The following is a 21,857-nucleotide window of genomic DNA, read 5'->3' on the forward strand; positions in this document are numbered from 1 at the left end:
GGTCCGTACGCTCGGCCAGTGACCACCACCTACTCGACGGCGCCGCATCCACGGCCTCCCGGATTTCCGGACGGTGATCGCCGAAACCGCGAGCGTGTCGCCGCGGAGCTCGCGGAAGCCCGCGCCGGACGCGCCCCCACCCTCTTCGACACCCTGACGGAGATCTTCACGGACCACGGCCCCCACACCCTCCGCCTCCGCTGACCGGACGCGTCACGGAGCCAAGGCGTCGACACCCAGGTCGGCGCGCATGGCGCCGAGCATCGGCATCCTGCCCGGGGTGCGGCGGTGGTGGGGGCGCTCCGGCGTATCCTGCCGGCGCGTTCCAGGCGGGTCGGGGCCGTCTCCGGGCCGTCTCCGGGCCGCGGAAGTGGCTCCGCCGGCTACCGGTGGGGACCCGGCGGTGACCAGAGCGTGAGACCGGCCCCCCGGCAGCGGCCCAGTTCAGGGGCCCGGGACCATACGCGTTTCGCCCGGGGGATGGACGTCAGGCAAGATGGGGTGTATCTGCCCACCATCGATCTGCCGGACGGTTTCTCTTGGCTGAGTTCATCTACACCATGCGCAAGACGCGCAAGGCGCACGGCGACAAGGTGATTCTCGATGACGTCTACCTGAACTTCCTGCCAGGCGCCAAGATCGGTGTGGTCGGCCCCAACGGCGCCGGTAAGTCCACCGTTCTCAAGATCATGGCCGGGCTGGAGCAGCCGTCCAACGGCGACGCCTTCCTGTCGCCCGGTTACAGCGTCGGCATCCTCATGCAGGAGCCCAAGCTCGACGAGTCGAAGACGGTGCTGGAGAACGTCCAGGACGGCGCCGCCGAGGTCATGGGCAAGCTCAAGCGCTTCAACGAGGTCGCCGAGCTGATGGCGACCGACTACACCGACGCGCTCATGGACGAGATGGGCAAGCTCCAGGAGGACCTGGACCACGCCAACGCGTGGGACCTCGACGGTCAGCTGGAGCAGGCCATGGACGCCCTGGGCTGCCCGCCCGGCGACTGGCCGGTCACCAACCTCTCCGGTGGCGAGAAGCGCCGTGTCGCGCTCTGCAAGCTGCTGATCGAGGCGCCCGACCTGCTCCTCCTCGACGAGCCGACCAACCACCTCGACGCCGAGTCGGTGAACTGGCTGGAGCAGCACCTGTCGAAGTACGCGGGCGCCGTCGTGGCCGTCACCCACGACCGGTACTTCCTGAACAACGTCGCCGAGTGGATCCTCGAACTCGACCGCGGCCGTGCCCACCCGTACGAGGGCAACTACTCCACCTACCTGGAGAAGAAGGCCGCCCGCCTCAAGGTCGAGGGCCGCAAGGACGAGAAGCGCCAGAAGCGGCTCAAGGAAGAGCTGGAGTGGGTGCGGTCGAACGCCAAGGGGCGTCAGACCAAGTCCAAGGCCCGACTCGCCCGCTACGAGGAGATGGCGGCCGAGGCGGACAAGATGCGGAAGCTGGACTTCGAGGAGATCCAGATCCCGCCGGGCCCCCGCCTGGGCTCGATCGTGGTCGAGGTCAACAACCTCTCCAAGGCGTTCGGCGACAAGGTCCTCATCGACGACCTGTCCTTCACGCTGCCGCGCAACGGCATCGTCGGCGTCATCGGCCCGAACGGCGCCGGCAAGACCACGCTCTTCAAGATGATCCAGGGCCTGGAGACGCCGGACTCCGGCGACATCAAGGTCGGCGAGACCGTCAAGATCTCGTACGTCGACCAGAGCCGCGCCAACATCGACCCCAAGAAGACCCTCTGGGCGGTCGTGTCGGACGAGCTGGACTACATCAACGTCGGCCAGGTCGAGATGCCGTCCCGTGCGTACGTCAGCGCCTTCGGCTTCAAGGGCCCGGACCAGCAGAAGCCGGCCGGCGTGCTGTCCGGCGGTGAGCGCAACCGCCTGAACCTGGCCCTCACCCTCAAGGAGGGCGGCAACCTGCTGCTCCTCGACGAGCCCACCAACGACCTCGACGTCGAGACCCTCTCCTCGCTCGAGAACGCGCTGCTGGAGTTCCCGGGTGCGGCCGTGGTCATCTCTCACGACCGTTGGTTCCTCGACCGGGTCGCCACGCACATCCTGGCGTACGAGGGTGAGTCCAAGTGGTACTGGTTCGAGGGCAACTTCGAGTCGTACGAGAAGAACAAGATCGAGCGTCTCGGCCCGGACGCGGCCCGTCCGCACCGTGCCACCTACAAGAAGCTCACCCGAGGCTGAGGTCTGAGGCCATGGCCAGACACCATTACCGGTGCCCGCTGCGCTGGGCGGATATGGATGCCTTCGGGCACGTCAACAACGTCGTCTTCCTCCGCTACCTGGAGGAGGCGCGGATCGACTTCATGTTCCGCCTGGCGCCGGGGGAGGGCAGCGAGTCCTTCACGGGCGGCTCCGTCGTCGCCCGGCACGAGATCGACTACAAGCTGCCCCTCGTGCACCGGCACGAGCCGGTCCTCATCGAGAGCTGGGTGACCCGGATCGGCGCCGCGTCCCTGACCATCCGCTACGAGGTCAAGGACGAGGCGACCGAGGACGCGCCGGAGACGGTCTACGTGCGTGCCGAGACCGTCGTCGTGCCGTTCAACCTCGCCGAGGGGCGGCCCCGCCGCATCACGGCCGAGGAGCGACGCTTCCTGGAGGAGTACCTCGACGAGCCGGTCGCCGCCGGGGCCGCGAAGCGCCGTGAAGGGCGCATCGCGGCATGAACGGGCAGTTGCGCTTCGCCGATTCCGGGGAGGCGGCGGACCTCGCCGCCTTCCTGGGCCGGCTGGTGCACTACGACCGCGCCGCCGCCGTCCGTCTCCAGGCCCGGACGGACGGCGGCGCGCTCGCCGTCTTCGGCCGGCCGCCGTCCTTCGACGTCCTGGCCGTCCGCACGGTGCGGCTCGCCGCGTCCGTCGGCCGGCCCCTGGACCTGACGGTGTCCGCCGGCGAGCTGCTGGAGTCCGTGGACGAGGCCGCCGCCGGCGCCGCCGTGCCCCGGCCCGTCACCGGGCCGCCGTGGGCCGGAGTGCTGCCCCCGCGCGGAGGCTGGGAGCAGGTGCCCGGGCTGCCCGGCGCCGAGGAGATGCGGGCCGCCGTGGCCGGGGCAGTCGCCGAGTTCCGTTCCCGTGACGCGGCCCTGCCCCCGCAGCACCGGACCCGGTCGGAACGCGACCGGATCGGCCGCGACATCTGGTCCCGGACCCTGGGCGACACCGAACTTCCGCTGCGCGCGGTCCACGCCGCGCAGTCCCTCGGCTTCCTGCGGCCGGTGCGGGCCACCGTCCCGGCCCGGGCGGCCGACGAGCGGCCCGAGCCGGTGGCGCTGTTCACCTCCGGGGGCTGGCTGCGGCTGAGCACCCCGTACGGGTCCGTCGCCATGCGGCGCCCCGGGCGGACCGAGGGGCTCGGCGCCCTGCTGGTCCGGCCCGTGTGAGCCGGTAGGCCCGGCCCCGTAGGCCCGGCCCCGGGCCCGGCCGCCGTCGACCGGCCCGGTCGACGCGTCGGGCCGGTCAGGCCGTGTTGATCATCGAGGCGGCCGCGTAGGTCAGGTACCGCCACAGCTGCGCCTCGTGCTCCGGCGCCAGCCCCAGCTCGTCCACAGCCTCCCGCATGTGGCTCAGCCACGCGTCGTGCGCGGCCGCGTCCACCCGGAACGGCGCGTGCCGCATGCGCAGGCGCGGGTGCCCGCGGTTCTCGCTGTACGTGGACGGGCCGCCCCAGTACTGCATCAGGAACAGCGCGAACCGCTCCTCGGCCGGGCCGAGATCGCCCTCCGGGTACATCGGGCGCAGCAGCGGGTCTTCGGCGACGCCCTGGTAGAAGCGGTGGACCAGCCGGCGGAAGGTGGCCTCGCCGCCCACCAGCTCGTAGAAGGTCTGCTCCTGGACCGTGCCCTGCGGATTGTCATTCACCCGACCATCGTCTCAGACACCCGGACGGAGGACGGGGGTCCTAGGACCCCCGTCCCTCCGCACCGGCGGGTACCGGCCGGTACCCCGGCCGACGACCAGCGCTCGCCTTCGCCGCCCGTGGGTTGGACAGTGGAGGCATGGGAGCACACACCGCGGGACGGGACATGCGCGAGGTCGCGCATGCCGCCCAGGTGCGGGAGCTGACCGCCGCCGGGGTCCTCCAGGACCCGGCCTGGCGGGCGGCCTTCACCGCCGTGCCCCGGCACGTGTTCGTGCCGTACTTCTGGACCGGTCGCGGAGCCGGGCACGAGCGGCTGTGGGGCGAGGACCCGGACCCCGAGGGGCGGGCGCGCTGGCTGCGCGGGGTCTACACGGACACGCCCCTGGCGACCCGGCTGCGCGACGGCGAGCTGCTGTCCTCCAGCAGCCAGCCCTCCCTGATGGCCAGGATGCTGGAGGCGCTGGAGGTGCGGGACGGGGACGACGTGCTGGAGATCGGCGCCGGCACCGGCTACAACGCGGCGCTGCTCTGCCACCGGCTCGGCGACGAGCACGTCACCACCGTGGACCTGGACGAGGAGATCACCGAGTCCGCCCGGGCCCACCTGGCCCGGCTCGGGTACCGGCCGACGGTGGTCACCGGCGACGGGGCGCGGGGCTGCCCGTCGCGCGCCCCCTTCGACCGGATCCTGGTGACCTGCACGCTCCCGCTGATCCCACCCGCCTGGCTCGGACAGTGCCGGCCCGGCGCGCGCGTCCTCGCGCCGCTGTCGACGGGCCTGATCGCGCTCACCGTCCGCGACGCCGCCTTCGCCGAAGGCCGCTTCCTGCACACCCCGGCCTACTTCGTCCCCCTGCGCGGGGCCACCGCGGCCGCGCCCGGCTCCGCCTCGGCGCAGGACGGGCTCCCGTACGAGCTGGTGGAGAACGAGCGCTTCCAGTTCATGCTGATCCTCAGCGGAGGCGCGCTGCACCCCCGGGAGGCGCTGGACCTCTGGCGGGGCGAAGGCCGACCGGGGCGCGAGCGCTTCGGCGTCACGGTCACCCCGGAGGGCCAGTGGTCCTGGCTGGACGACCCCCGGGGCCCGTACGTGTGGCCCCTGGGGGAAGCCGCGTCGGTGTGAGGCCCGGCCCGGGACGCCCGGTACGGGCCCGGGCGGGCCCCGGACGGCTAGCCGCGCCGGACGGTGATGGTGGTCCAGGCGCCGACGTGGACGCGGTCGCCGTCGGTGAGGGGAACGGGGACGTACGGCTGGATCGGGTCCTCGCCGCCGTTGATGGTGGTGCCGTTGGTGGAGTTCTGGTCCACCACGGCCCAACTGCCGTCGGGCTGCTGGACGAGGACGGCGTGCTGGTGCGAGACGCCCGGGTCCTCCGGGGGCACCGACAGGTCGATGTCGGGTGAGTCGCCCGTGGAGGCGCGGCGGCGGCCGATGGTGATCTGGCCGCCGGTGAGCGGGAGGTGCTGCTCGGGGGAGTAGGCGGGCAGGTTGAGCGCCGCCGCCTCGGGCCCGCTGCGCTGCATCATCGCCATGAAGTACGAACGGTCCGGGCCGATCGTCGCACTCCAGGAGCCGCCGCCCTGGGATGGGAAGGGCTGCTGCTGCGGTTGTTGCGGTTGCTGTTGCGGTGCCTGGTGAGGCTGCTGGTGCTGCTGGGAGGCGTACCCCTGCTGCTGGTACTCCTGGGGCGGCTGCTCCTGGTAGTGCGGCTGCCGCGGGGCGTACTCCTGCCGCAACGGCTGCTGCTCGTGCGCCGGGGGCGGCAGCAGCCAGTCGTCCTCGCCCTGGAGCGGCTCGGCCGGGCGGTTCACCCGGGACGGGCGCGAGCCCTGGTAGTCGAAGTGGTCCTGGGAGAAGGTCGGCGGCGCCGGTACCGGCGGCGGGGGCACGGGCTGGTGGCCGGGACCGCCCTGTGCCTCCTGCGCGAAGGACGCCGGCGTCGGCGTGCGCGTCAGGAAGTTGAACCGGCACTCCTCGCAGAACGGCGCCATCGCCTCGCGCGGGGTGCGGCACTGCGGGCACAGCTCGGCCTGCGCGGTCGGCTCACCGGCCGTGGGAGGGTAACCGTAGCCGTAGGAGGGCGCCTCGGGAGCGCTCGTAGCGGCAGCCATGCGGTGGCCGCAGACCTCGCACCAGTCGTCGGAGGCGGACTGGTGTCCGTTCGGGCAGGTCGGCATGGCGACGCTTCCCCCTTCTCCCTGCGTCATCGCGTCAGGTTCTTCTCAGGTCTTCTTCACTCGGACGGTCTGCGTCGAACGCGTTTCAAGGGTCATCTCGTCGGCATCGGCGACCTTCGCTTTCAGCCGCACAGTACCCGCCGCCGCATCCACGACATCCACCACCTTCGCCAGAAGTCGGGCGGTGTCGGCGTTCCCGGACGCGCTCGCCAGTTGCACGGCACGCCCCAACTTGGCGGTCGCGCCGTCGACATCGCCCAGTTTGCGGGCTTCCAGGCCCTGCTGGATAGCCTGCGCCAGCTCCGCCTGTCCCGTGTAGTGCGCCACCTGCGGGCTGATGGCGGTGGAAGCGGCCAGGTCGTCCGTCCACACGGCCCGGACCAGGCCCTGGGCGAGCGTGGTCGACGGCTCCCCGAGGGCACCGGGCACGACCAACATGGCCCGCGCGGCCAGCATCTCCTGGCCGACGGACGCCCCCGGCACCCGTACGCACACGTGGTACTCGCGGGACTCGTCGCCCCACGAACCCGTCGGGTAGTCGCCCGCCCGCGGACCGGCCTCGGTCCGGCGGTCGGTGAGGTCCTGGACGGCGGGCGCGACCTGCTTGACGTACTGGATCTCCGCGCCGACCGGGGTCCACAGGCGCAGCGAGACGTCCGCCACCTCCTTGCCCATGACGTTCTCCATCATGCGCGTGAAGTCCTCGCCGAGGTGGGCCGGATCGGCCACGATGTCGGCGGTGCCGAGCAGCGCGCTCGCGATGCCCGTCACCTCCTTCACCTCCCAGTCGGTGCCCACGCCACGCGCGTCGCAGGTGAACCGGCCCGCGCAGGCGTCGAGGGTGGCGCGCAGCGCGGCCGGCTCCTCGTGCTCGTTGCGGCCGTCGGTGAGCAGGATCCCGTGCCGGATCGTGGCGCCGGACCCGCGCAGCAGGCCGTCGGCGAGACGCAGCCAGGTGCCGATGGCGGTGCCGCCGCCGGCGCCGAGGCCGCGCAGCGCCTCCTTGGCCTGGGCGCGGGTCGTGGGATCGGCGGTGGCCAGCCGCCCTTGGCCGGGGTAGACCTCGCGGGCCACGTGGGTACCGGCGATCACCGCGAACGAGGTGCCGTCGCGCAGGGTGTCGATGGCGGCGGCGGTGGCCTCGCGGGCGCCGCGCATCTTGGTCGGCGGGTACTCCATCGAGCCGGAGCAGTCGACCATGATCACGACGGCGGCGCCGCCGATTGCCGGGGCGGTCGAGCGGTTGGCGGTGGCGCCGCCGGTGGAGGTGACCGTGACGATGGCGTGGACGTCGCGGCCGCCTGCGGGAAGGAACTCGTTCTGGTACACCTCCACGCTGAAGCGCGGGGCGCTCGGCTTGGCGAAGTTCGCCATCGGTGGGACTCCTAGGAGGTCGGTCGAGGGACGTCGGCAGGCCCGGGACGGGGGCTCGGGCGGGGTTCCGCTTACGCTTCCGTTTCCGCGTGGGCCGAGGGCCCCGGCGCGGCGGCGAAGGGTACGACGGCCACGGTGACGTTGTCGTGGCCGCCTCCGTCGAGGGCGTGACCCACCAGGACCTGCGCGCTGTGCAGCGGTCGGGTCGCCGCGTCGGGCGGCAGGACCTGGGCCATCTCCCGCGCGGACTCGGCGTAGTTCCACAGGCCGTCGGTGCAGACGACGACCACGCCGGCGTGGTCCGGCTTGAAGCTGGCGGTGTGCGGTTCCAGGTCGTACGCGTCGGCGCCGAGCCAGCCGGTGATGGCGTGGGCGCGGACGTCCGCGTACGCCTCCGCCTCGCCCATCAGCCCGGCCGCGACCATCTGCGCGGCCCACGAGTCGTCCTCGGTGAGGCGGCGGGGGAGGGCGGCGCGGTCGTCGGGGACCCAGTAGGCGCGGCTGTCGCCGACCCAGCCGATGGTGAGCACACCGCCGCTGACGACGGCGCCGACCAGGGTGCAGGCGGGCGCGTTCTGAGCGCCGGGGACCTCCGGAGCCAGGGCGTTGACGGCGGCGGCCGCGGCCAGGATCGCCTCGTGCATGGCCTCCTGGGGGTGGGCGCCGCGGGGCAGGGCTTCGAGCAGTGCCTCGTTGGCGGCGCCGGCGGCGGCGGCCGACGCCTCGTCGGGGCGGCTGGCGGAGGACACGCCGTCGCAGACGATGGCCACGGTGGCGGCGGAGCCGTCGGGGAGGGCGGTGGCCGCCACCGCGAACGAGTCCTCGTTGCGGTGGTGGCGCAGCCCGCGGTCGCTGACGGCGGCGACGCTCCCCAACTCCTCTTCGAGGTGGTCCCGCTCCCGGGGCTGGGCGTGGCCGCAGTGCTCGCAGTAGCCGTCGGTGTCGACGTGCCCGGCGCGGCAGGCGACGCAGGTCTTGCCGTCGCCCTGCGGGGCGCCGTACGGGGACTCCTGGGCGGAACCGTCGTCGTGCGGGGCGGCGTAGGGGGACTCGTGGGCCGGGGACTCGTAGGCCGGGGGTTCCGGGTTCGCGGGGCCGGGGCCCGCGGGGCCAGGCGTCGGGGTGCCGGGGGTCGGCGGTTCGTGGGCCGGGGGTTCGTGGGCCGGGGGTTCCGGCGCGGGGGGCGACTGCCAGGAGGCGGCCCGGTCCGGCCCGTCCGGGGCGCCGCCCCAGTCGCCGGCTTCGTCGACCAGCGTCGGGGCGGCGCTGGTCACACTGCCCCACCCGGGCGCGGGCACACCGGAGCCGTACCCGCTGCCGGGCGCGGCCGGTTCGGGGTGGTCGCCGTACGGGCCGCCGGCGTGGGACGCCGGTGCCGGTACCGGCCGGGCGGGGTAGTCCCCGACGGACCCGTACGGCTCCCGGTCACCGCCGGGGTGGCTGCCCTCGGGGGCCTCCGGACGGTCGGCGAGGCCGTGAGCGGCGGCGCCCCGGGCGACCGCCGCGGAGCCGGGGACGTCGTATGCGCCCGGGCCGGCCGCGGTCGGCCCGTCCGGGGCGCGCTCGCCCGGCACGGCCGGGCCGGAGGGTACCGGGTAGCCGGTCCCGTCGGGGTGCGCCGCGGCCTGGGTCTCGGCCCGGGTTGCGGCCGGGAAGGAGCCGCCTCGGTCGGGGCCGCTCGGGGCGGGGAGCCCACCCGCCCCCGGGCTCGGTACGACCCCTTCGGCCGCGCCGGGTCGGGCGTGCGCCGGTCCGCCGGAGAGGCTTCCGCCCCGGGCTTCGGCCGGGGCATACCCGCCGGGGGCGGGGGAGTCCGGGGCGGCGGAGACCGCGTAACCGCAGACTCCGCAGAAACGGTCACCCTCTTCCAGGGGCTCCGCGCAGCTTGGGCAGCCCGACAGCCGATGCATCGACATCAATCACACCCACGTCCGGGGACGGAAACGGTTTGCCCGCTCCACCAGTTCGATCCTCTCCTCGCCCCGCTGCGCCAGCCGAGCGAGGACGCGGTACGAGCGCTCCAGGCCGAAGCGCAGCCCCCGCTCGTCCAGTTGACTGCCGAGCAGCGTGGTCCGGCCGGGGTCGGCACCCCGGCTACCCGACAGTACCCAGTCCAGGGCCGAGCCCAGAACCTCCACCGAAAGCCGCTCCCGCCGCACCGAGTCCAGCCCCAACCGCCCCAACGCCTCCACCTGCGCGGCAGCCGCCGCCAGGTCGGGCAGCAGGGGTTCCTCCGGGGACCGGTCGCGCAGGCGTGCCCGTACCGCCGCCACCCGGGCGGCGGTGTAGTGGATCGACACCTCCGGCACCGACTCCAGCGTCCGCACCGCCCCCGCCCGGTCGCCGGCGGCCAGTTGCACCCGCGCCAGCCCGAACGCCGCGCTCACGAAGCCGGGATCGGTGATCCAGACGAGCCGGTAGTACTCGGCGGCGTTGTCCAACTGCCCGAGGATCTCCGCGCACAGGCCCAACGCCAGCTTCGGCGCCGGCTCGCCCGGGAAGGCGTCGTAGACGGCGTCGAAGGACAGGGCGGCGATCTCGTCGTCCCCGGTGGCCAAGGCGGCGATACCGCGCGCCCACACCACCCGCCAGTCGTCGGGGTGCAGGACCTCCAGCTCGGCCAGCGCCCGCCCCGCTACGGCGAGTTCGTCGAGCTCCAGCCGGGCGCGCAGCTCCCGCAGCCGCAGTTCGGCGGAGTCGGCGGGGGCCGAGCCCAGCGCACCCAGCAGGTCGGCGGGAGCGGCGGTGAGCAGTCCGGCCAGGAAGCCGGCGTTCGGGTCGGCCGTGTCCACCAACGGAACCGGGAGCGCCAGCGCCGTGTCCCGGGCGTCCAAGGCCGCGAGCCCGCTCCCGGCGTGCGGTTCCTGCGGTACGGCCGGCGGGGCGGGGACGACCCCCGGCACGGTTCCGCCCTGTCTGGGTGCCGGCATCCCGACGCCGGCCACTCCCGTGCCCGTCACCCCGCCGCCGGTCGCCCCGACGCCGGCCGTCGCGACCACACCGGCCACCGGGCCGGCCGCCCCGACCCCGACCACCTCGGCGCCGGCCGCTCCGGCGGTGACCGCCGGACGCCGGCCGGGCAGCCGGGGCCATCGTGAGCCGACATCGGCGCGGACACCCAGTCGGGACACCTCCGTCCCCGCCTCGTCCGCGTACAACCGGGTGTCCGGGACCCGCAGTTCCGGTCCGAACAGCGTCGACAACTGGGGGTGCGGCCGGCCCGTCTGGAGCGCCACGACCTCCCGCAACACACCCGTCAGCTGGTCCGCCATCTCCTGCGCGGACGCGAATCTCCGCCCCGGATCCGGGTCCGTCGCCCGCACCAGCAGCCGGTAGAACGACTCGTACCGGTGGAAGACCTCGATGTGTTCGGGCTCGGGCAGCGAATCCACGAACACGTTCGTGTAGCCCTGGAAGTCGAAGGTCAGCACCGCCAGGGTGCGCGCCACCGTGTAGAGGTCCGACGCCACCGAGGGCCCCAGCTCCGCGACCTCCGGCGCCTGGTAGCCGACCGTGCCGTAGATGGCCGACTCCTCGTCGTCCATCCGCCGTACCGCGCCCATGTCGATCAGCTTGAGTTGGTCCTGCTGCTGGATCGCGTTGTCGACCTTGAAGTCGCAGTAGAGCAGGTTCCTGCTGTGCAGGTGACCGAGCGCCTCCAGCGCCTCGATGCCGTACGCGCACGCCTGCTCCACCGGCAGCGGATCGCGCCGGCCGTCCGGCCGCCGCCGCCCATTGGCGATCTCCTTGAGCGACTTGCCGCCGACGTACTCCATGACGATGTACCCGTCCAGCGAACCGGTCCGCTGGTCGAGGTGCTCCACGAAGTTGTAGATCCGCACGATGTTGGAGTGCTCGATCTCCGCGAGGAAGCGCCGCTCGGATATCGCCGCCTCCATCGCGTCCTGGTCCCCGGTGTCCAAAAGGCCCTTGAGCACCACCCACCGGTCGGAGACCGCCTTGTCCACCGCCAGGTACACCCAGCCGAGACCGCCGTGGGCGAGACAGCCGGCCACCTCGTACTGGCCGCGCACCACGTCGCCCGGGTTCAGCTTGGGCACGAAGGAGTACGGATGCCCGCACTTGGTGCAGAACCCTTCCGTCCGACCGGGCCGGTCGCCCCGCGCCCGCCCCACCGGGGCCCCGCAGTCGGAGCGGGAGCAGAACCGCTTGCGCTCCGGCACCTCGGGGTTCTCCAGCACCGCCGCCGAGGGGTCCGGGCGCGGCACCTCCGGCACCCTGACCAGTCCGGCGCCCAGCCGGCCGCGCCCCGAGGCGGAGCCCGCCGAGCCCGAACTGCGCACCGACACCGAACGGCTGGACGCGGTCCCCGGCAGGGAGCGCGACAGCCGCCCGGACACCGAGCGCCGTGAGGAGGACGAACGGGAGGACCGGGAGGACCGGGCCGACGCCGACGAGGAGCGCCCCGAGCCTCGGGAGTCACCGTGGCGGGCGGCGCTGGTCATGCCCGTGGGCGGCGACACCAGTTCCTCCGCGCCGGCGGAGACGGCGCCGATCGGTGCCAGGCCACAGGTGTCGCAGTAGACCTCACCGCTCCCCATGTCCTCGTACGTCCCCGGGCAGCCGGGGCGCACGCACGCCGTTCCGGTCAGGCTCATCCGTCTTCCCTCTCCGCCCCGTCCACGGCGGGGGATGTCTGCTGCGACTGCGACTGCGACTGCGACTGCGACTGTGCTTGGGGCTGGGGCTGGGGCTGCGGTGCCAGCGCCTCGGCCGCGGCCCGCTGGTAGCGCAGTACGGCCTGTTCGGCGGCCCGCAGGTCGCAGGGCGCGCTCCACAACATCCGCCGGGCGGTGTCGTAGCGCTCCATCAGCAGCGGATCCTCCGCCAGGCCGTGCCGGGCCACCTTCGCCCGGTACGCGTCGAGCCGGCCCCGCAGCTCCGCCCGCACCGCGAGCGGCGCCGTCACCGCCGTCAACGACTCGCGGGCCCGCCGCAGTTCGTCCTCGGCGCGTTCCTCCAGGGATTCCAGCAGCGGGGACAGCCGGTGCCACTGGGCCTGCCGGCGGTACTCGGCCGCCGCCGCGAGCTGCTCCTGCAACGCCGTCGGCGGACCGCTGACCGCCGGCACCTCCGACGCGGCGATCTTCGCGAGTACCTCGCCGCGCGCCGTCCGCGCCTCCGCCAGGGTCCGGTCGGCCCGCGAGAGCACGTCCCGCACGCCGATCAGCCGCTGTTCGGCATCCTGCCGTACGTCCAGGACCGCCTCGATCTCGCGCCGTACGTCGTCCAGCGCGCGCGCCGCCCGGTCGTAGCGGGTGGTGTCCGGACGGCCGCCGCCCGGGGCGGAACTCCCCGTCACCGCGACCCAGAACGCCAGCGGGTCCGCGATCACCTGCTCCCGCAACCGCGTCAGCTCGGCGGTGATGTCCTCCAGGTCGTCCCCGGAGGGGTGTTCGCCGGGTCGCACTCCCACCGAACGCGCCAGCGAACGCGTACGGTGCAGTTCGGCGGCGAGCAGGTCGATCCGCGCGGGAAGTGCCGACCAGACCGCGTCGGCCGCGACCACCACGTCCAGCGAGCTCGCGTACAGCTCGTTCATCCGCACCACGAGCTCAGCGAGCGAGAACCGCTCCGCGAGGGCGGCGCCCTCGGCCCCGGCGCCGGCGATCACCACCCCCGGCCCGCGCAGCCGGTCGGTCAGCTCGACGAGGTCCTCCGGGCTCGGCCGGCGCCGCCGTTCGCGGATCTGCCGGGCGGCGGCCAGCGCGCCGCTGTAGGCGTCGAAGTACGTCCAGAGCCGGGTGATCGCCGCGTCGGCGGCCGTCCACCGCTCCTTGGTGACCCCGGTCAGCCCCGCGCCCTCCAGCAGCCGCCGCCCGGCATGGTCCTGGAGCGCGAGCAGGGACGTCTCGACGGCCTCGTGCTCCGCGACCAGGCGGGCCAGCGCGCGGTCGACCTCGTCCCGGTCCATCACCGCCATTCCCGTCCGTGGACGGCCCACCCGGCCCACCCCGCTCTCCCCGCTCACGTACGGCCCCGACCCCGATCCCGACCCGGATCCCGACCCTGACACCGATCCCCACGCCGATCCCGCCACGGCCTCAGCCGTCCCGGTACTTCGGCGCGGGCGGGGCGGTCACGTTCGGCAGCACGGCCGCGAGGTGCGTGCGGTACGCCTGCATCCAAGGGCTGTCGTTGCCGCCCGCGCGGTAGTCCTCCAGCACCTTGTTGACGCGGCGGACCAGGTCACCGGCGTCCTTATTCATCGCGACGCCGTAGAACTCGCGGGTGAACGGCGAGCCGACCAACTGCACGGACGGGTCCTGCGCCGCCTGGCCCGCCGCGAGGGCGTTGTCGGTGATGATGCCGTCCACCTCGCCCAACTGGAGCCGGACCAGGCAGTCCAGCTGGTTGGCCACGGAGACGGGGACCGCGCCGTACGACCGGGTCTTGAGGGCGGCCTCCGCGGTGGAACCCGAGGCCGTGCAGATCCTGCGGCCGCCCAGCGAGGCGTCGTACCCGGTGATCGGGGAACCCTTGGGGGCCAGCACCTGCTGACCGGCCTCGAAGTACGCCGTCGAGAAGGCGACGTCCTCCAGGCGCTTGCAGTTGATCGTCATGGCCCGCACCACGATGTCGACGCGGTTCTCCTTGAGCGCCGGAATGCGCTGACTGGTCGGGATGGCACGGTAGATGACGGCGTTCTCATCGCCCAGGATGTCCTTGGCGATGGCCTTGACCAGCGCGATGTCGAAGCCGTCGAGGTGGCCGTCCGGCTTGCGGTAGCCCCACTTGAAACTGTTCTGGTCCACACCCGCGACGAGCTTGCCCGCCTTGCGGATGCGTTCGATCGTCGGCCCGTCCACCCCGGAGGGGCGCAGACTGGCCTCCGGGTCCTGGCAGGTGTCGGCCGGGGCCGCCGGGGCCAGCGCCATCGTGGCGGGCGGCCGGACCGCGCCGGGCCGGACGGTGTCCGGCGCCGCCTGGGCCAGCGGCAGCAGCACGGCCGCCGCGGTCAGCGCGCAGGCGGCCGCCATCGCGGCGACACCGCCCCAGCCGCGCAGCCGGCCCGCGGGCCGCCGCGCCCCGGCGTCACCGGGCTGCCCGCCCGCGGCTTCGCCGCGCTCGGCGGCGGGGCTCCCGCCGGAGCCGTACCCCTGGTCCCGCCCCGCCCGTATCCGCATCGATCTCACCTGTACTCCGAAAGCCTGCGACCGATGCCGAGCAGTGCCGCCGCCGCGCCGACGACCGCCAGGGCCGCCGCGCCCGTCACCAGACCGCCCAGCGCCCCGAGTCCGCCCCGGGCCGCCTGAGTGAACTGCTTCTGCTCGTGCGCCACGGCCTGCTCCAGGGAGGCGTCCACCGTGTCGAACGAGGCCCCGCTGCTGTCCTTGTGGTCCTTGTCGCCGATGACCTGCGGCAGCGCGAGCTCGTAGTCGCCGCGCATGTCGGTCTCGCGGGCCGCCGCGTGCCGCTGCTTCCACTGCGCCACGCCCGCGATGGCCTGCTGGACGGGCCGCCGACCACCGCTGTCGTCGGCCAGCCGCAGCGCCGTCGCCAGCCCCGCGTCCAGCTCCTTCATGTTCTTCGTGAACTCCACGTCGTACTTGTCGGACGTCTTGTCCTCGGCCAGTACGGCGCCGCGCGCGATCAGCGTCAGGTTCTCGCCGGCCCGCGCCTGGAGCGAGGCGATCCGGGCGTCGTTCAGCACCTTCAGCGACTCCTGCCCGCCCGACCGGGCCTCACTCAGGTCGGAGCGCGCCAGCGTCTGACCGACGGTCAGCCACAGCAGCACCACCACCGCGGCGGCGGTCGCCGCGACCAGACCGTGGTTGAAGACGCGGTGGGTCCGAAGGTAGTTGCGCCGCTGCGCCCACACCAGGGCGGCGAGGGCCAGCAGGCCGGTGACCGTCGCGGCCGGCGGCCAGGAGCGGGCGTCGTCGTAGTCCTGGTAGAGCCGCCCGGTCTCCGCCTCGTAGAGCCGCTGGGCGGCCGGCAGCAACACCGTGCTCATCTGCTCGTTGGCGTAGCGCAGGTAGGCGCCGCCGAGGGGCAGGCCCTGCCGGTTGGTGGCCCGCGCCTGCTCGATCAGGCCCGTGTACCGCGGCAACTGCTCCCCGAGGAGCGCTATCTCCTTGCGGGAGTCCCCGCCGGCATCGGTGTTGGCGGCGGCGTTCACCAGCAGGCGGGACGCGTTCGAGATGTCCTTCTCGTACCGTTCGCGGACCTCGCGCGGCTCCTGCGCACCGGCGAGGAAGCCGCTGGAGGAGGCCGTGTCCGCGTCCGCGAGGGAGCGATAGATGCTCGCCGCGTCGGCGCTCAGCGGCTGGCTGTGGTCCACCACGTCCTCGGCGGCACTCACCCGGTCGGAGACCTCCCACACGGCCGCCGTGCCGAAGAGCAGCACCAGGGCGGCGAGGACCGCCCCGATGATGCGCAGCCGGCCCGGTTCGGTGGTCGCGGACGCGCGCAGTCGCTCGACGCCTTCGGCCCAGGCGGTGCCCCGCCCGGGCGGGGCGGGTTCCCGCGCGGGCGGTCCGGCGGGCGGCGTCGTGGAGACACCGCCGCCGTGCGCGGGCGCGCGTGATGTGATGGCCACCGTGACCTCCCCCTCGGTCGTGACTTCCCCCCCGGCTGCCGGGCGGGAACCCCCCCCCGGCTGTCACCGGGGGAGTACCCGTCGCAGCAGTATGGCCGCATCGGCGGTCAACCACAGCACCCGGTCCCGGATCTTGGGCGATCCTCCGCCGGTCCGGCGCCGCGGCCGGTTCCCTCTCCCCTTCACCGTCAATACGTCCGCGCGCCCGCCACGGTTCCAGACCGGCCGCCCGCGCGGGCAGGTTCACCCGAAATGGGCACGGAGCTTCCCGTACGCCTCGGCCGGCGCCCCCACCGCGTCCAGCCCCAACAGCCCCGCGCCCAACACCGGCGGGGCCGCCACCACCGACACCCGGGCCCGCGGCGCCACTTCGGCCAGCCCCGCCACGACCGCCCCGTTCAACCGCGCGTGCCCGGCGGCGAGCACCCCGCCGCCCAGCAGGACCGGCACCTCCTCGGCCAGCAGCCCGAGCCGCCCCAGCGCCACCGACGCCATGGCCACGACCTCCCGGGCCTGCCGCTCCACCACCGCCGCCGCCACCCGATCCCCGGCCGCGGCCACCGCGAACAGCACCGGCACCAGCTCGTGCGTGCGCTCGTACCCCACCGCACCCAGGTGCAGGGCCTCGATCAGCTCGACCATCGACGCGAACCCGAAGTGTCCCGGCACCGCCGCCGCCAACTCCGTGGGCTCGCCGCGCCCGTCCTCGGCCCGGGCCGCCCACCACAGGGCCTCCCCGGCCAGGCCCGAACCGCCGCCCCAGTCGCCGGAGATCCGCCCGAGCGCCGGGAAGCGCGCGGTCCGGCCGTCGGGCGCCACCCCCACACAGTTGATCCCCGCCCCGCACACCACGGCGACCCCGTACGCGGTGCCGGTGTCCGCCAGCCCGGCCCGCAGGACGGCGAAGGTGTCGTTGCGCACCTCGGTCGCCCCGCCCCAGCCGCGGGCGCCGATCGCGTCCGCGAGCCGCCGTTCCTCCACCGGCAGGTCGGCGTTGGCCAGACAGGCCGACACCCGCGCCGCGTACGGGCCGTCGGGGTGCCGCAGGGGCAGGCCGGCGGCCTCCGCCGCCTCCGAGACGGCCAGCGCGAGTACGTCCACGGCGGCCTCGACCCCGGTCCGGGGCGGCTGAAAGCCCCCGGAGCGGCCGGTTCCGAGCACGGTGCCGTCCGCGCCGATGAGTGTCGCGTCCGTCTTGCTGTTCCCGGCGTCGACGGCCAGCACGGCGGCCGGAACCCTGCCCATGGACAGCGGACCGGCGTCAAGCGGGTCGGTGCCGAGCGGGTCGGTGCCGAGCGGGGCGGCGCGCGCCGCGGCCTCCGGGTTCACGCCCATGCCAGGTGCTCCTTGTTGTGCGCGAGCAGCCGGTCGGTCAGCCCCTCGGCGAGGTCGAACTGACCGATCAGCGGGTGCGCGAGCATGGCCCGGAACACCCGCTCGCGCCCGCCGCGCAGCGCCGCGTCCAGCGCGAGTTCCTCGTACGCGGTGACGTGCGCGATCAGCCCGGCGTACAAGGGGTCCAACCGGGGCACCGCCAGCGGCACCGGGCCCGGGCGGCCGGCGCGGTCCGTGCCGTTGACGCGTGCCTGTACCTCGATGACGGCGTCGTCCGGCAGGAACGGCAGCGTCCCGGCGTTGCGGGTGTTGACGACCTGGATCGGGGAGGCGCCGGCGCCGTCGCCGAGCAGCGCCGCGGCCAGGTCCACGGCCGCCTCCGAGTAGAACGCCCCGCCCCGCCCGGCCAGCAGGGCCGGTTTCTCGTCCAGCCCGGGGTCCGCGTACAGGGCGAGCAGCTCCCGCTCCATCGCCGCGACTTCGGCCGCCCGCGCGGGCTTCTCGCCGAGCTCCCGGACCACCTCGTCGTGCGCGTAGAAGTAGCGCAGGTAGTACGACGGCACCACGCCGAGCCGGTCCAACACCGCCTTCGGCAGCCGCAGGTCGGCGGCGACGGCCCCGCCGTGCGCGGCGAGCAGCCCGGGCAGCAGGTCCGCGCCGTCGGGGCCGCCCCGGCGCACCCCCAGCTCCCACGTCAGGTGGTTGAGGCCGACGTGGTCGAGGTGGATCTCGGACGGGGCGAGCTCCAGCAGCGCCGCGAACTTCCGCTGGAGACCGATGGCGACGTTGCACAACCCGACCGCCTTGTGCCCGGCCGCGAGCAGCGCCCGCGTGACGATCCCCACCGGATTGGTGAAGTCGATGATCCAGGCGTCGGGGCTCGCCCGCCGGACCCGTTCGGCGATGTCGAGGACGACCGGGACGGTGCGCAGGGCCTTGGCGAGCCCGCCCGCCCCCGTGGTCTCCTGGCCGACGCAGCCGCACTCCAGCGGCCACGTCTCGTCCTGGAGCCGGGCCGCCTGCCCGCCGATCCGTAGCTGGAGCAGGACCGCGTCGGCGCCGGCGACACCCGCGTCCAGATCGGCGGTGGTGGTGATCGTGCCCGGATGGTCCTGCTTGGCGAAGATCCGCCGGGCCAGGCCGCCGACCAGCTCCAGCCGCTCGGCGGCCGGGTCGATCAGCACCAGTTCGCTGACGGGCAGGGTGTCGCGCAGCCGCGCGAAGCCGTCGATCAGCTCGGGGGTGTAGGTGGAACCGCCGCCCACCACTGCGAGTTTCATCGTCGCTAGCCTTTCACTCCGGTCAGGGTGACTCCCTCGACGAACGCCTTCTGGGCGAAGAAGAAGAGGACGATCACCGGCGCCATGACCAGCACGGTCGCCGCCATGGTCAGGTTCCAGTTGGTGTGGTGCGCCCCCTTGAAGGACTCCAGTCCGTAACTGAGGGTCCAGGCGGCCGGGTTGTCGGAGGCGTAGATCTGCGGTCCGAAGTAGTCGTTCCAGGCGTAGAAGAACTGGAACAGCGCGACGGCGGCGATTCCGGGCCGGGCCATCGGCAGGACCACCCGCAGCAGGGTGCGCACTTCGCCGCAGCCGTCGACCCGGGCGGCGTCCAGGTACTCGCGGGGAATCGTGAGGAGGAACTGGCGCAGCAGGAAGATGGAGAACGCGTCGCCGAACGCCATGGGGACGATCAGCGGCCATAGCGTGCCGGACAGGTCCAGTTGCTTGGCCCAGAACAGGTACATGGGGATGACCACCACCTGCGGCGGCAGCATCATCATCGCGATGACCAGCAGCAGCGACAGCCGCCGCCCGCGGAAGCGGAACGTGGCGAGCGCATAGGCGACCGGCACCGAGGAGACCACGGTCAGCAGTGTGCCGAGCCCGGCGTACAGCAGCGTGTTGCGCCACCAGGTCAGGAAGCCGGGGGTGTGCCAGACCGTGGCGTAGTTGTCCCAGTGCCAGGTCCGCGGCCACAGGTCGCGGGTCAGGGCCTGCCGGTCGCCCATCAGGGAGGTGAGGAAGAGGAAGACGAAGGGCAGGACGAAGAAGAGGGCGGCGGCCAGACCCAGGCTGTGCACGGCCACCCGGTGCAGCAGGGCCTCGCGGTCGCGCCGGGGCCCGGGAGCCGCCGGCGGCGGCGTGGTCGGCGCGCTGCGGGCGTCGGTCGGCGTCGTGGTCACGGCCATGTCAGTCACCTGATCCGATCAGTCCGCCACGGCGGCGCATCAGCAGCGCCGTGAAGGCCATGGAGAGGGCGAAGAGGACGAGGGCGACCGCGCACGCCGTGCCGTAGTCGAAGCGCTGGAAGCCCAGGTTGTAGACGACCTGCGGCAGGGTCAGGGTGGACTTGTCCGGGTAGCCCGGCTCGAACTGCTCGCCCGAGCCGCCGATCACCCCGGCCGCGACCTTCCCGGCGACCAGCGGCTGTGTGTAGAACTGCATGGCCTGGATGACCCCGGTGACCACCGCGAACAGGACGATCGGGGAGATGTTCGGGAGGGTGATGTGCCGGAACCGCGCCCACGCCCCGGCCCCGTCCAGCTCGGCGGCCTCGTACTGCTCCTTCGGGACGTCGAGCAGCGCGGCCATGAAGATGACCATGAGGTCGCCCACGCCCCACACCGCGAGCACGGTCAGCGCCGGCTTGGACCAGTCGGCGTCGGTGAACCAGCCGGGCGAGTGCAGCCCGACGCCTTCCAGCAGGACGCCGACCGGCCCGGTACCGGGATTGAGCAGGAAGACGAACGCCAGCGTCGCGGCCACCGGCGGCGCCAGATAGGGCAGGTAGAACAGGGTCCGGAAGAGCCCGGGCGCCGTCTTGATCTTCGTGATGAGCAGTCCGGTGCCGAGTCCGAAGACCACCCGGCAGCCGACCATCACCACGACCAGCCACAGCGTGTTGCGCATCGCCGGCCAGAACAGCGGATAGTCGGTGAACAGGTACGTCCAGTTGTGCAGGCCGTTGAAGACGGGCGGGCGGAAGCCGTCGTACCTGGTGAAGGAGAAGTACACGGTGGACAGCAGCGGGTAGGCGAAGAAGAGCGTGAACCCGATCAGCCAGGGCGACATGAAGGCGGCGGTGCGCAGCGTCGAACGGCGCCGCTTGGCCCGCGCGGTGTAGGGGGCGGCCATCGGGCTACTCGGCCTTCGTGATGTCGGTGTCGATCTGCCGGGCGGTGCGGGCGAGCCCGGCCGGGACGTCGGCCACGTCCCCCTTCTCGACCCCGTACGCGAAGTCCTCGAAGGTCAGCTGGTAGGTGCCGCCGTCCGCCTGCGCGGGCGTGGTCGCGGACCTCGGGTGCCGGGCGATGTCGATGAACGTCTTGAACTCCGGGGTGACCTGGAGCTTCGGCGACGCCAGCGCCTCCAGGGTGGAGGGCACGTTGTGGATGGCGTTGGCGAAGGCCACCACCGCGTCGGTGTCGGTGGTCATGTACTTCACCAGCTCCCAGGCGGCGTTCTGCTTGCGGCTCGCCGAGGAGATGCCCATGATCGTGCCCGAGACGTAGCCCTTGCCGTAGTCGGCGACCTGCTCGTCCGGCACGGGCAGCGGGGCGGTGCCGATCTCGAACGCGACGCCCGCCTCCTTCGCCATCGCGGGCCGCCATTCGCCGTCGATCTGCATGGCGACCTTGCCGGTGTGGAAGGGGTGTTCGGCGCTCCACTCGTCGCCGAAGGTGGTGCGGTACTTCTCCAGCTTCTCGTAGCCGCCGAGCTTGCCGACGAGGTCCTTCTGCGCGGCCAGCATGTTCGCGAAGGCAGGGTCCTTCGCCAGGTTCGACTTGCCCTGGGCGTCGAAGTAGGTCGCGCCCCACTGGGCGGCGAGCCGGGTCGGTTTCGTCTCGTAGCCGTGGAAGGTGGGCATCACGCCGAGCCGCTCGTAGCTGTCGCCGCGCGTCACCGTGAGCTTCCGGGCGTCCTCCGTGAACTCGCTCCACGTCTTGGGCGGTGCGCCGATCCCGGCTTCCGCGAAGGCGGTCTTGTTGTAGACGAGGCCGTACGCGTCGCTCAGCAGCGGCAGGGTGCACTGGTCGCCGGCGAACTGGGTGTACTCCAGCAGCGTCTTGGGGAAGACCTTCGCCTTGTCGACGCCCGACTTCTTCAGGAAGGGGTTGAGGTCCGCGAAGGCGCCGGAGTGGCAGAACTTGCCGACGCTGTCGGTGGTGAAGGAGGAGACCACGTCGGGAGCCTTGCCGCCGCCCGCGCGCAACGCCTGGTTGATCTTGTCGTCGGTCATGTTGGCGGTGACCTGGACCTTGATGTTCGGGTGGGCCTTCTCGAACCGCGCGATGTTCTCCTCGATCGCCTTGACCTCCCCGGGCGCGGACCAGCCGTGCCAGAAGGTGAGGGTGACCGGCGCCTTCGGGTCGTCGTCGGCGGCGGCGCCGCTCTGGCCCGTACAGGCCGTGGCGAGGGCGGCCAACGCCGCGAGGGCGGCGAGGGTGGTGGTCGGTCGTCCGGATCTGGGCATGGCGGGGCTCGCTCTCTGGGTGAGGAACTTCCGTGGGGGGTGCCGTGGAC

18 protein-coding genes are annotated in these 21,857 nt (G+C 73.3%); 5 read left to right on the plus strand and 13 right to left on the minus strand.

Going from position 1 to position 21,857, the window contains the following annotated elements; translation table 11 throughout:
- Window positions 1–18: 18 nt before the first annotated feature.
- The 4 genes from ACFVXJ_RS18285 to ACFVXJ_RS18300 all read left to right on the plus strand — a co-directional run bounded on the left by ACFVXJ_RS18285 (window position 19) and on the right by ACFVXJ_RS18300 (window position 3,402).
- A complete protein-coding gene (locus ACFVXJ_RS18285) occupies window positions 19–204 on the plus strand; it encodes a hypothetical protein (protein ID WP_389662770.1) in 186 nt (61 codons plus the stop codon).
- 335 nt (window positions 205–539) lie between these two features.
- Window positions 540–2,204 carry an energy-dependent translational throttle protein EttA gene (gene ettA, locus ACFVXJ_RS18290; RefSeq protein ID WP_389662772.1) on the plus strand — a complete coding sequence of 555 codons (1,665 nt, stop codon included), beginning with the start codon at window positions 540–542 and terminating at the stop codon, window positions 2,202–2,204.
- Window positions 2,205–2,215: 11 nt separating this feature from the next.
- The gene (locus ACFVXJ_RS18295) at window positions 2,216–2,689 is read left to right on the plus strand and encodes an acyl-CoA thioesterase (protein ID WP_389662774.1); all 474 of its coding nucleotides are present in this window, start codon (window positions 2,216–2,218) and stop codon (window positions 2,687–2,689) included.
- The gene (locus ACFVXJ_RS18300; protein ID WP_389662776.1) at window positions 2,686–3,402 is read left to right on the plus strand and encodes a hypothetical protein; all 717 of its coding nucleotides are present in this window, start codon (window positions 2,686–2,688) and stop codon (window positions 3,400–3,402) included. The genes ACFVXJ_RS18295 and ACFVXJ_RS18300 overlap by 4 nt, the downstream gene beginning before the upstream one ends.
- Window positions 3,403–3,478: 76 nt before the next feature.
- Here ACFVXJ_RS18300 and ACFVXJ_RS18305 read toward each other — a convergent pair whose 3' ends face one another.
- Entirely contained in the window at window positions 3,479–3,880 is a 402-nt protein-coding gene (locus tag ACFVXJ_RS18305) for a globin (RefSeq protein WP_389662778.1), read from the minus strand.
- A gap of 137 nt (window positions 3,881–4,017) precedes the next feature.
- Between ACFVXJ_RS18305 and ACFVXJ_RS18310 the strand changes: the two genes are divergently transcribed.
- Window positions 4,018–5,004, plus strand: coding sequence for a methyltransferase domain-containing protein (locus ACFVXJ_RS18310; RefSeq protein WP_389662779.1), 987 nt, complete (start codon window positions 4,018–4,020; stop codon window positions 5,002–5,004).
- A 47-nt stretch (window positions 5,005–5,051) separates the two neighbouring features.
- Here the strand turns inward: ACFVXJ_RS18310 and ACFVXJ_RS18315 are convergent, their stop codons facing one another.
- From ACFVXJ_RS18315 to ACFVXJ_RS18370, 12 genes are all read right to left on the minus strand, one after another.
- Complete coding sequence (locus tag ACFVXJ_RS18315) at window positions 5,052–6,089, minus strand: FHA domain-containing protein (RefSeq protein WP_389662781.1); 1,038 nt, start codon at window positions 6,087–6,089, stop codon at window positions 5,052–5,054.
- Between the two features lie 15 nt (window positions 6,090–6,104).
- On the minus strand, window positions 6,105–7,433 hold the full coding sequence (locus ACFVXJ_RS18320; RefSeq protein WP_389662783.1) for a VWA domain-containing protein: 1,329 nt from the start codon (window positions 7,431–7,433) through the stop codon (window positions 6,105–6,107).
- Between the two features lie 71 nt (window positions 7,434–7,504).
- On the minus strand, window positions 7,505–9,349 hold the full coding sequence (locus ACFVXJ_RS18325) for a protein phosphatase 2C domain-containing protein (protein ID WP_389662785.1): 1,845 nt from the start codon (window positions 9,347–9,349) through the stop codon (window positions 7,505–7,507).
- A gap of 3 nt (window positions 9,350–9,352) precedes the next feature.
- A complete protein-coding gene (locus tag ACFVXJ_RS18330; protein ID WP_389662787.1) occupies window positions 9,353–12,052 on the minus strand; it encodes a tetratricopeptide repeat protein in 2,700 nt (899 codons plus the stop codon).
- Window positions 12,049–13,377 (minus strand): hypothetical protein, encoded by a 1,329-nt coding sequence (locus ACFVXJ_RS18335; RefSeq protein ID WP_389662870.1) that lies wholly within the window; start codon window positions 13,375–13,377, stop codon window positions 12,049–12,051. The genes ACFVXJ_RS18330 and ACFVXJ_RS18335 overlap by 4 nt, the downstream gene beginning before the upstream one ends.
- 121 nt (window positions 13,378–13,498) lie before the next feature.
- A complete protein-coding gene (locus ACFVXJ_RS18340; RefSeq protein WP_389662872.1) occupies window positions 13,499–14,434 on the minus strand; it encodes a glutamate ABC transporter substrate-binding protein in 936 nt (311 codons plus the stop codon).
- A gap of 152 nt (window positions 14,435–14,586) precedes the next feature.
- Window positions 14,587–15,996 carry a hypothetical protein gene (locus ACFVXJ_RS18345; protein ID WP_389662789.1) on the minus strand — a complete coding sequence of 470 codons (1,410 nt, stop codon included), beginning with the start codon at window positions 15,994–15,996 and terminating at the stop codon, window positions 14,587–14,589.
- 243 nt (window positions 15,997–16,239) lie between these two features.
- Window positions 16,240–17,241 carry an N-acetylglucosamine kinase gene (locus ACFVXJ_RS18350; protein WP_389662874.1) on the minus strand — a complete coding sequence of 334 codons (1,002 nt, stop codon included), beginning with the start codon at window positions 17,239–17,241 and terminating at the stop codon, window positions 16,240–16,242.
- An 80-nt stretch (window positions 17,242–17,321) separates the two neighbouring features.
- Window positions 17,322–18,611 carry a 6-phospho-beta-glucosidase gene (locus ACFVXJ_RS18355; protein ID WP_389662791.1) on the minus strand — a complete coding sequence of 430 codons (1,290 nt, stop codon included), beginning with the start codon at window positions 18,609–18,611 and terminating at the stop codon, window positions 17,322–17,324.
- A 5-nt stretch (window positions 18,612–18,616) separates the two neighbouring features.
- Window positions 18,617–19,522: a carbohydrate ABC transporter permease gene (locus ACFVXJ_RS18360; protein WP_389662792.1), complete on the minus strand. Its 906-nt coding sequence runs from the start codon at window positions 19,520–19,522 to the stop codon at window positions 18,617–18,619.
- A 1-nt stretch (window position 19,523) separates the two neighbouring features.
- Window positions 19,524–20,468 carry a carbohydrate ABC transporter permease gene (locus ACFVXJ_RS18365; protein ID WP_389662794.1) on the minus strand — a complete coding sequence of 315 codons (945 nt, stop codon included), beginning with the start codon at window positions 20,466–20,468 and terminating at the stop codon, window positions 19,524–19,526.
- A gap of 4 nt (window positions 20,469–20,472) precedes the next feature.
- Window positions 20,473–21,807, minus strand: coding sequence for an ABC transporter substrate-binding protein (locus tag ACFVXJ_RS18370; RefSeq protein ID WP_389662796.1), 1,335 nt, complete (start codon window positions 21,805–21,807; stop codon window positions 20,473–20,475).
- Between the last annotated feature and the right edge of the window lie 50 nt (window positions 21,808–21,857).

The sequence above is a fragment of the Streptomyces sp. NPDC058279 genome (assembly GCF_042881255.1).
GTDB lineage: Bacteria > Actinomycetota > Actinomycetes > Streptomycetales > Streptomycetaceae > Streptomyces.

Bases quoted from the DNA above. Each gene is read 5' to 3' on its own strand.
- ACFVXJ_RS18300 (WP_389662776.1), top strand. From the start codon at position 2,686: ATGAACGGGCAGTTGCGCTTCGCCGATTCCGGGGAGGCGGCGGACCTC.
- ACFVXJ_RS18330 (WP_389662787.1), bottom strand. From the start codon at position 12,052: ATGAGCCTGACCGGAACGGCGTGCGTGCGCCCCGGCTGCCCGGGGACG.
- ACFVXJ_RS18325 (WP_389662785.1), bottom strand. From the start codon at position 9,349: ATGTCGATGCATCGGCTGTCGGGCTGCCCAAGCTGCGCGGAGCCCCTG.
- ACFVXJ_RS18295 (WP_389662774.1), top strand. From the start codon at position 2,216: ATGGCCAGACACCATTACCGGTGCCCGCTGCGCTGGGCGGATATGGAT.
- ACFVXJ_RS18340 (WP_389662872.1), bottom strand. From the start codon at position 14,434: ATGGCGGCCGCCTGCGCGCTGACCGCGGCGGCCGTGCTGCTGCCGCTG.
- ACFVXJ_RS18370 (WP_389662796.1), bottom strand. From the start codon at position 21,807: ATGCCCAGATCCGGACGACCGACCACCACCCTCGCCGCCCTCGCGGCG.
- ACFVXJ_RS18355 (WP_389662791.1), bottom strand. From the start codon at position 18,611: ATGAAACTCGCAGTGGTGGGCGGCGGTTCCACCTACACCCCCGAGCTG.
- ACFVXJ_RS18320 (WP_389662783.1), bottom strand. From the start codon at position 7,433: ATGGCGAACTTCGCCAAGCCGAGCGCCCCGCGCTTCAGCGTGGAGGTG.
- ACFVXJ_RS18335 (WP_389662870.1), bottom strand. From the start codon at position 13,377: ATGGCGGTGATGGACCGGGACGAGGTCGACCGCGCGCTGGCCCGCCTG.
- ACFVXJ_RS18310 (WP_389662779.1), top strand. From the start codon at position 4,018: ATGGGAGCACACACCGCGGGACGGGACATGCGCGAGGTCGCGCATGCC.
- ACFVXJ_RS18350 (WP_389662874.1), bottom strand. From the start codon at position 17,241: ATGGGCAGGGTTCCGGCCGCCGTGCTGGCCGTCGACGCCGGGAACAGC.
- ACFVXJ_RS18315 (WP_389662781.1), bottom strand. From the start codon at position 6,089: ATGACGCAGGGAGAAGGGGGAAGCGTCGCCATGCCGACCTGCCCGAAC.
- ACFVXJ_RS18365 (WP_389662794.1), bottom strand. From the start codon at position 20,468: ATGGCCGCCCCCTACACCGCGCGGGCCAAGCGGCGCCGTTCGACGCTG.
- ACFVXJ_RS18360 (WP_389662792.1), bottom strand. From the start codon at position 19,522: ATGGCCGTGACCACGACGCCGACCGACGCCCGCAGCGCGCCGACCACG.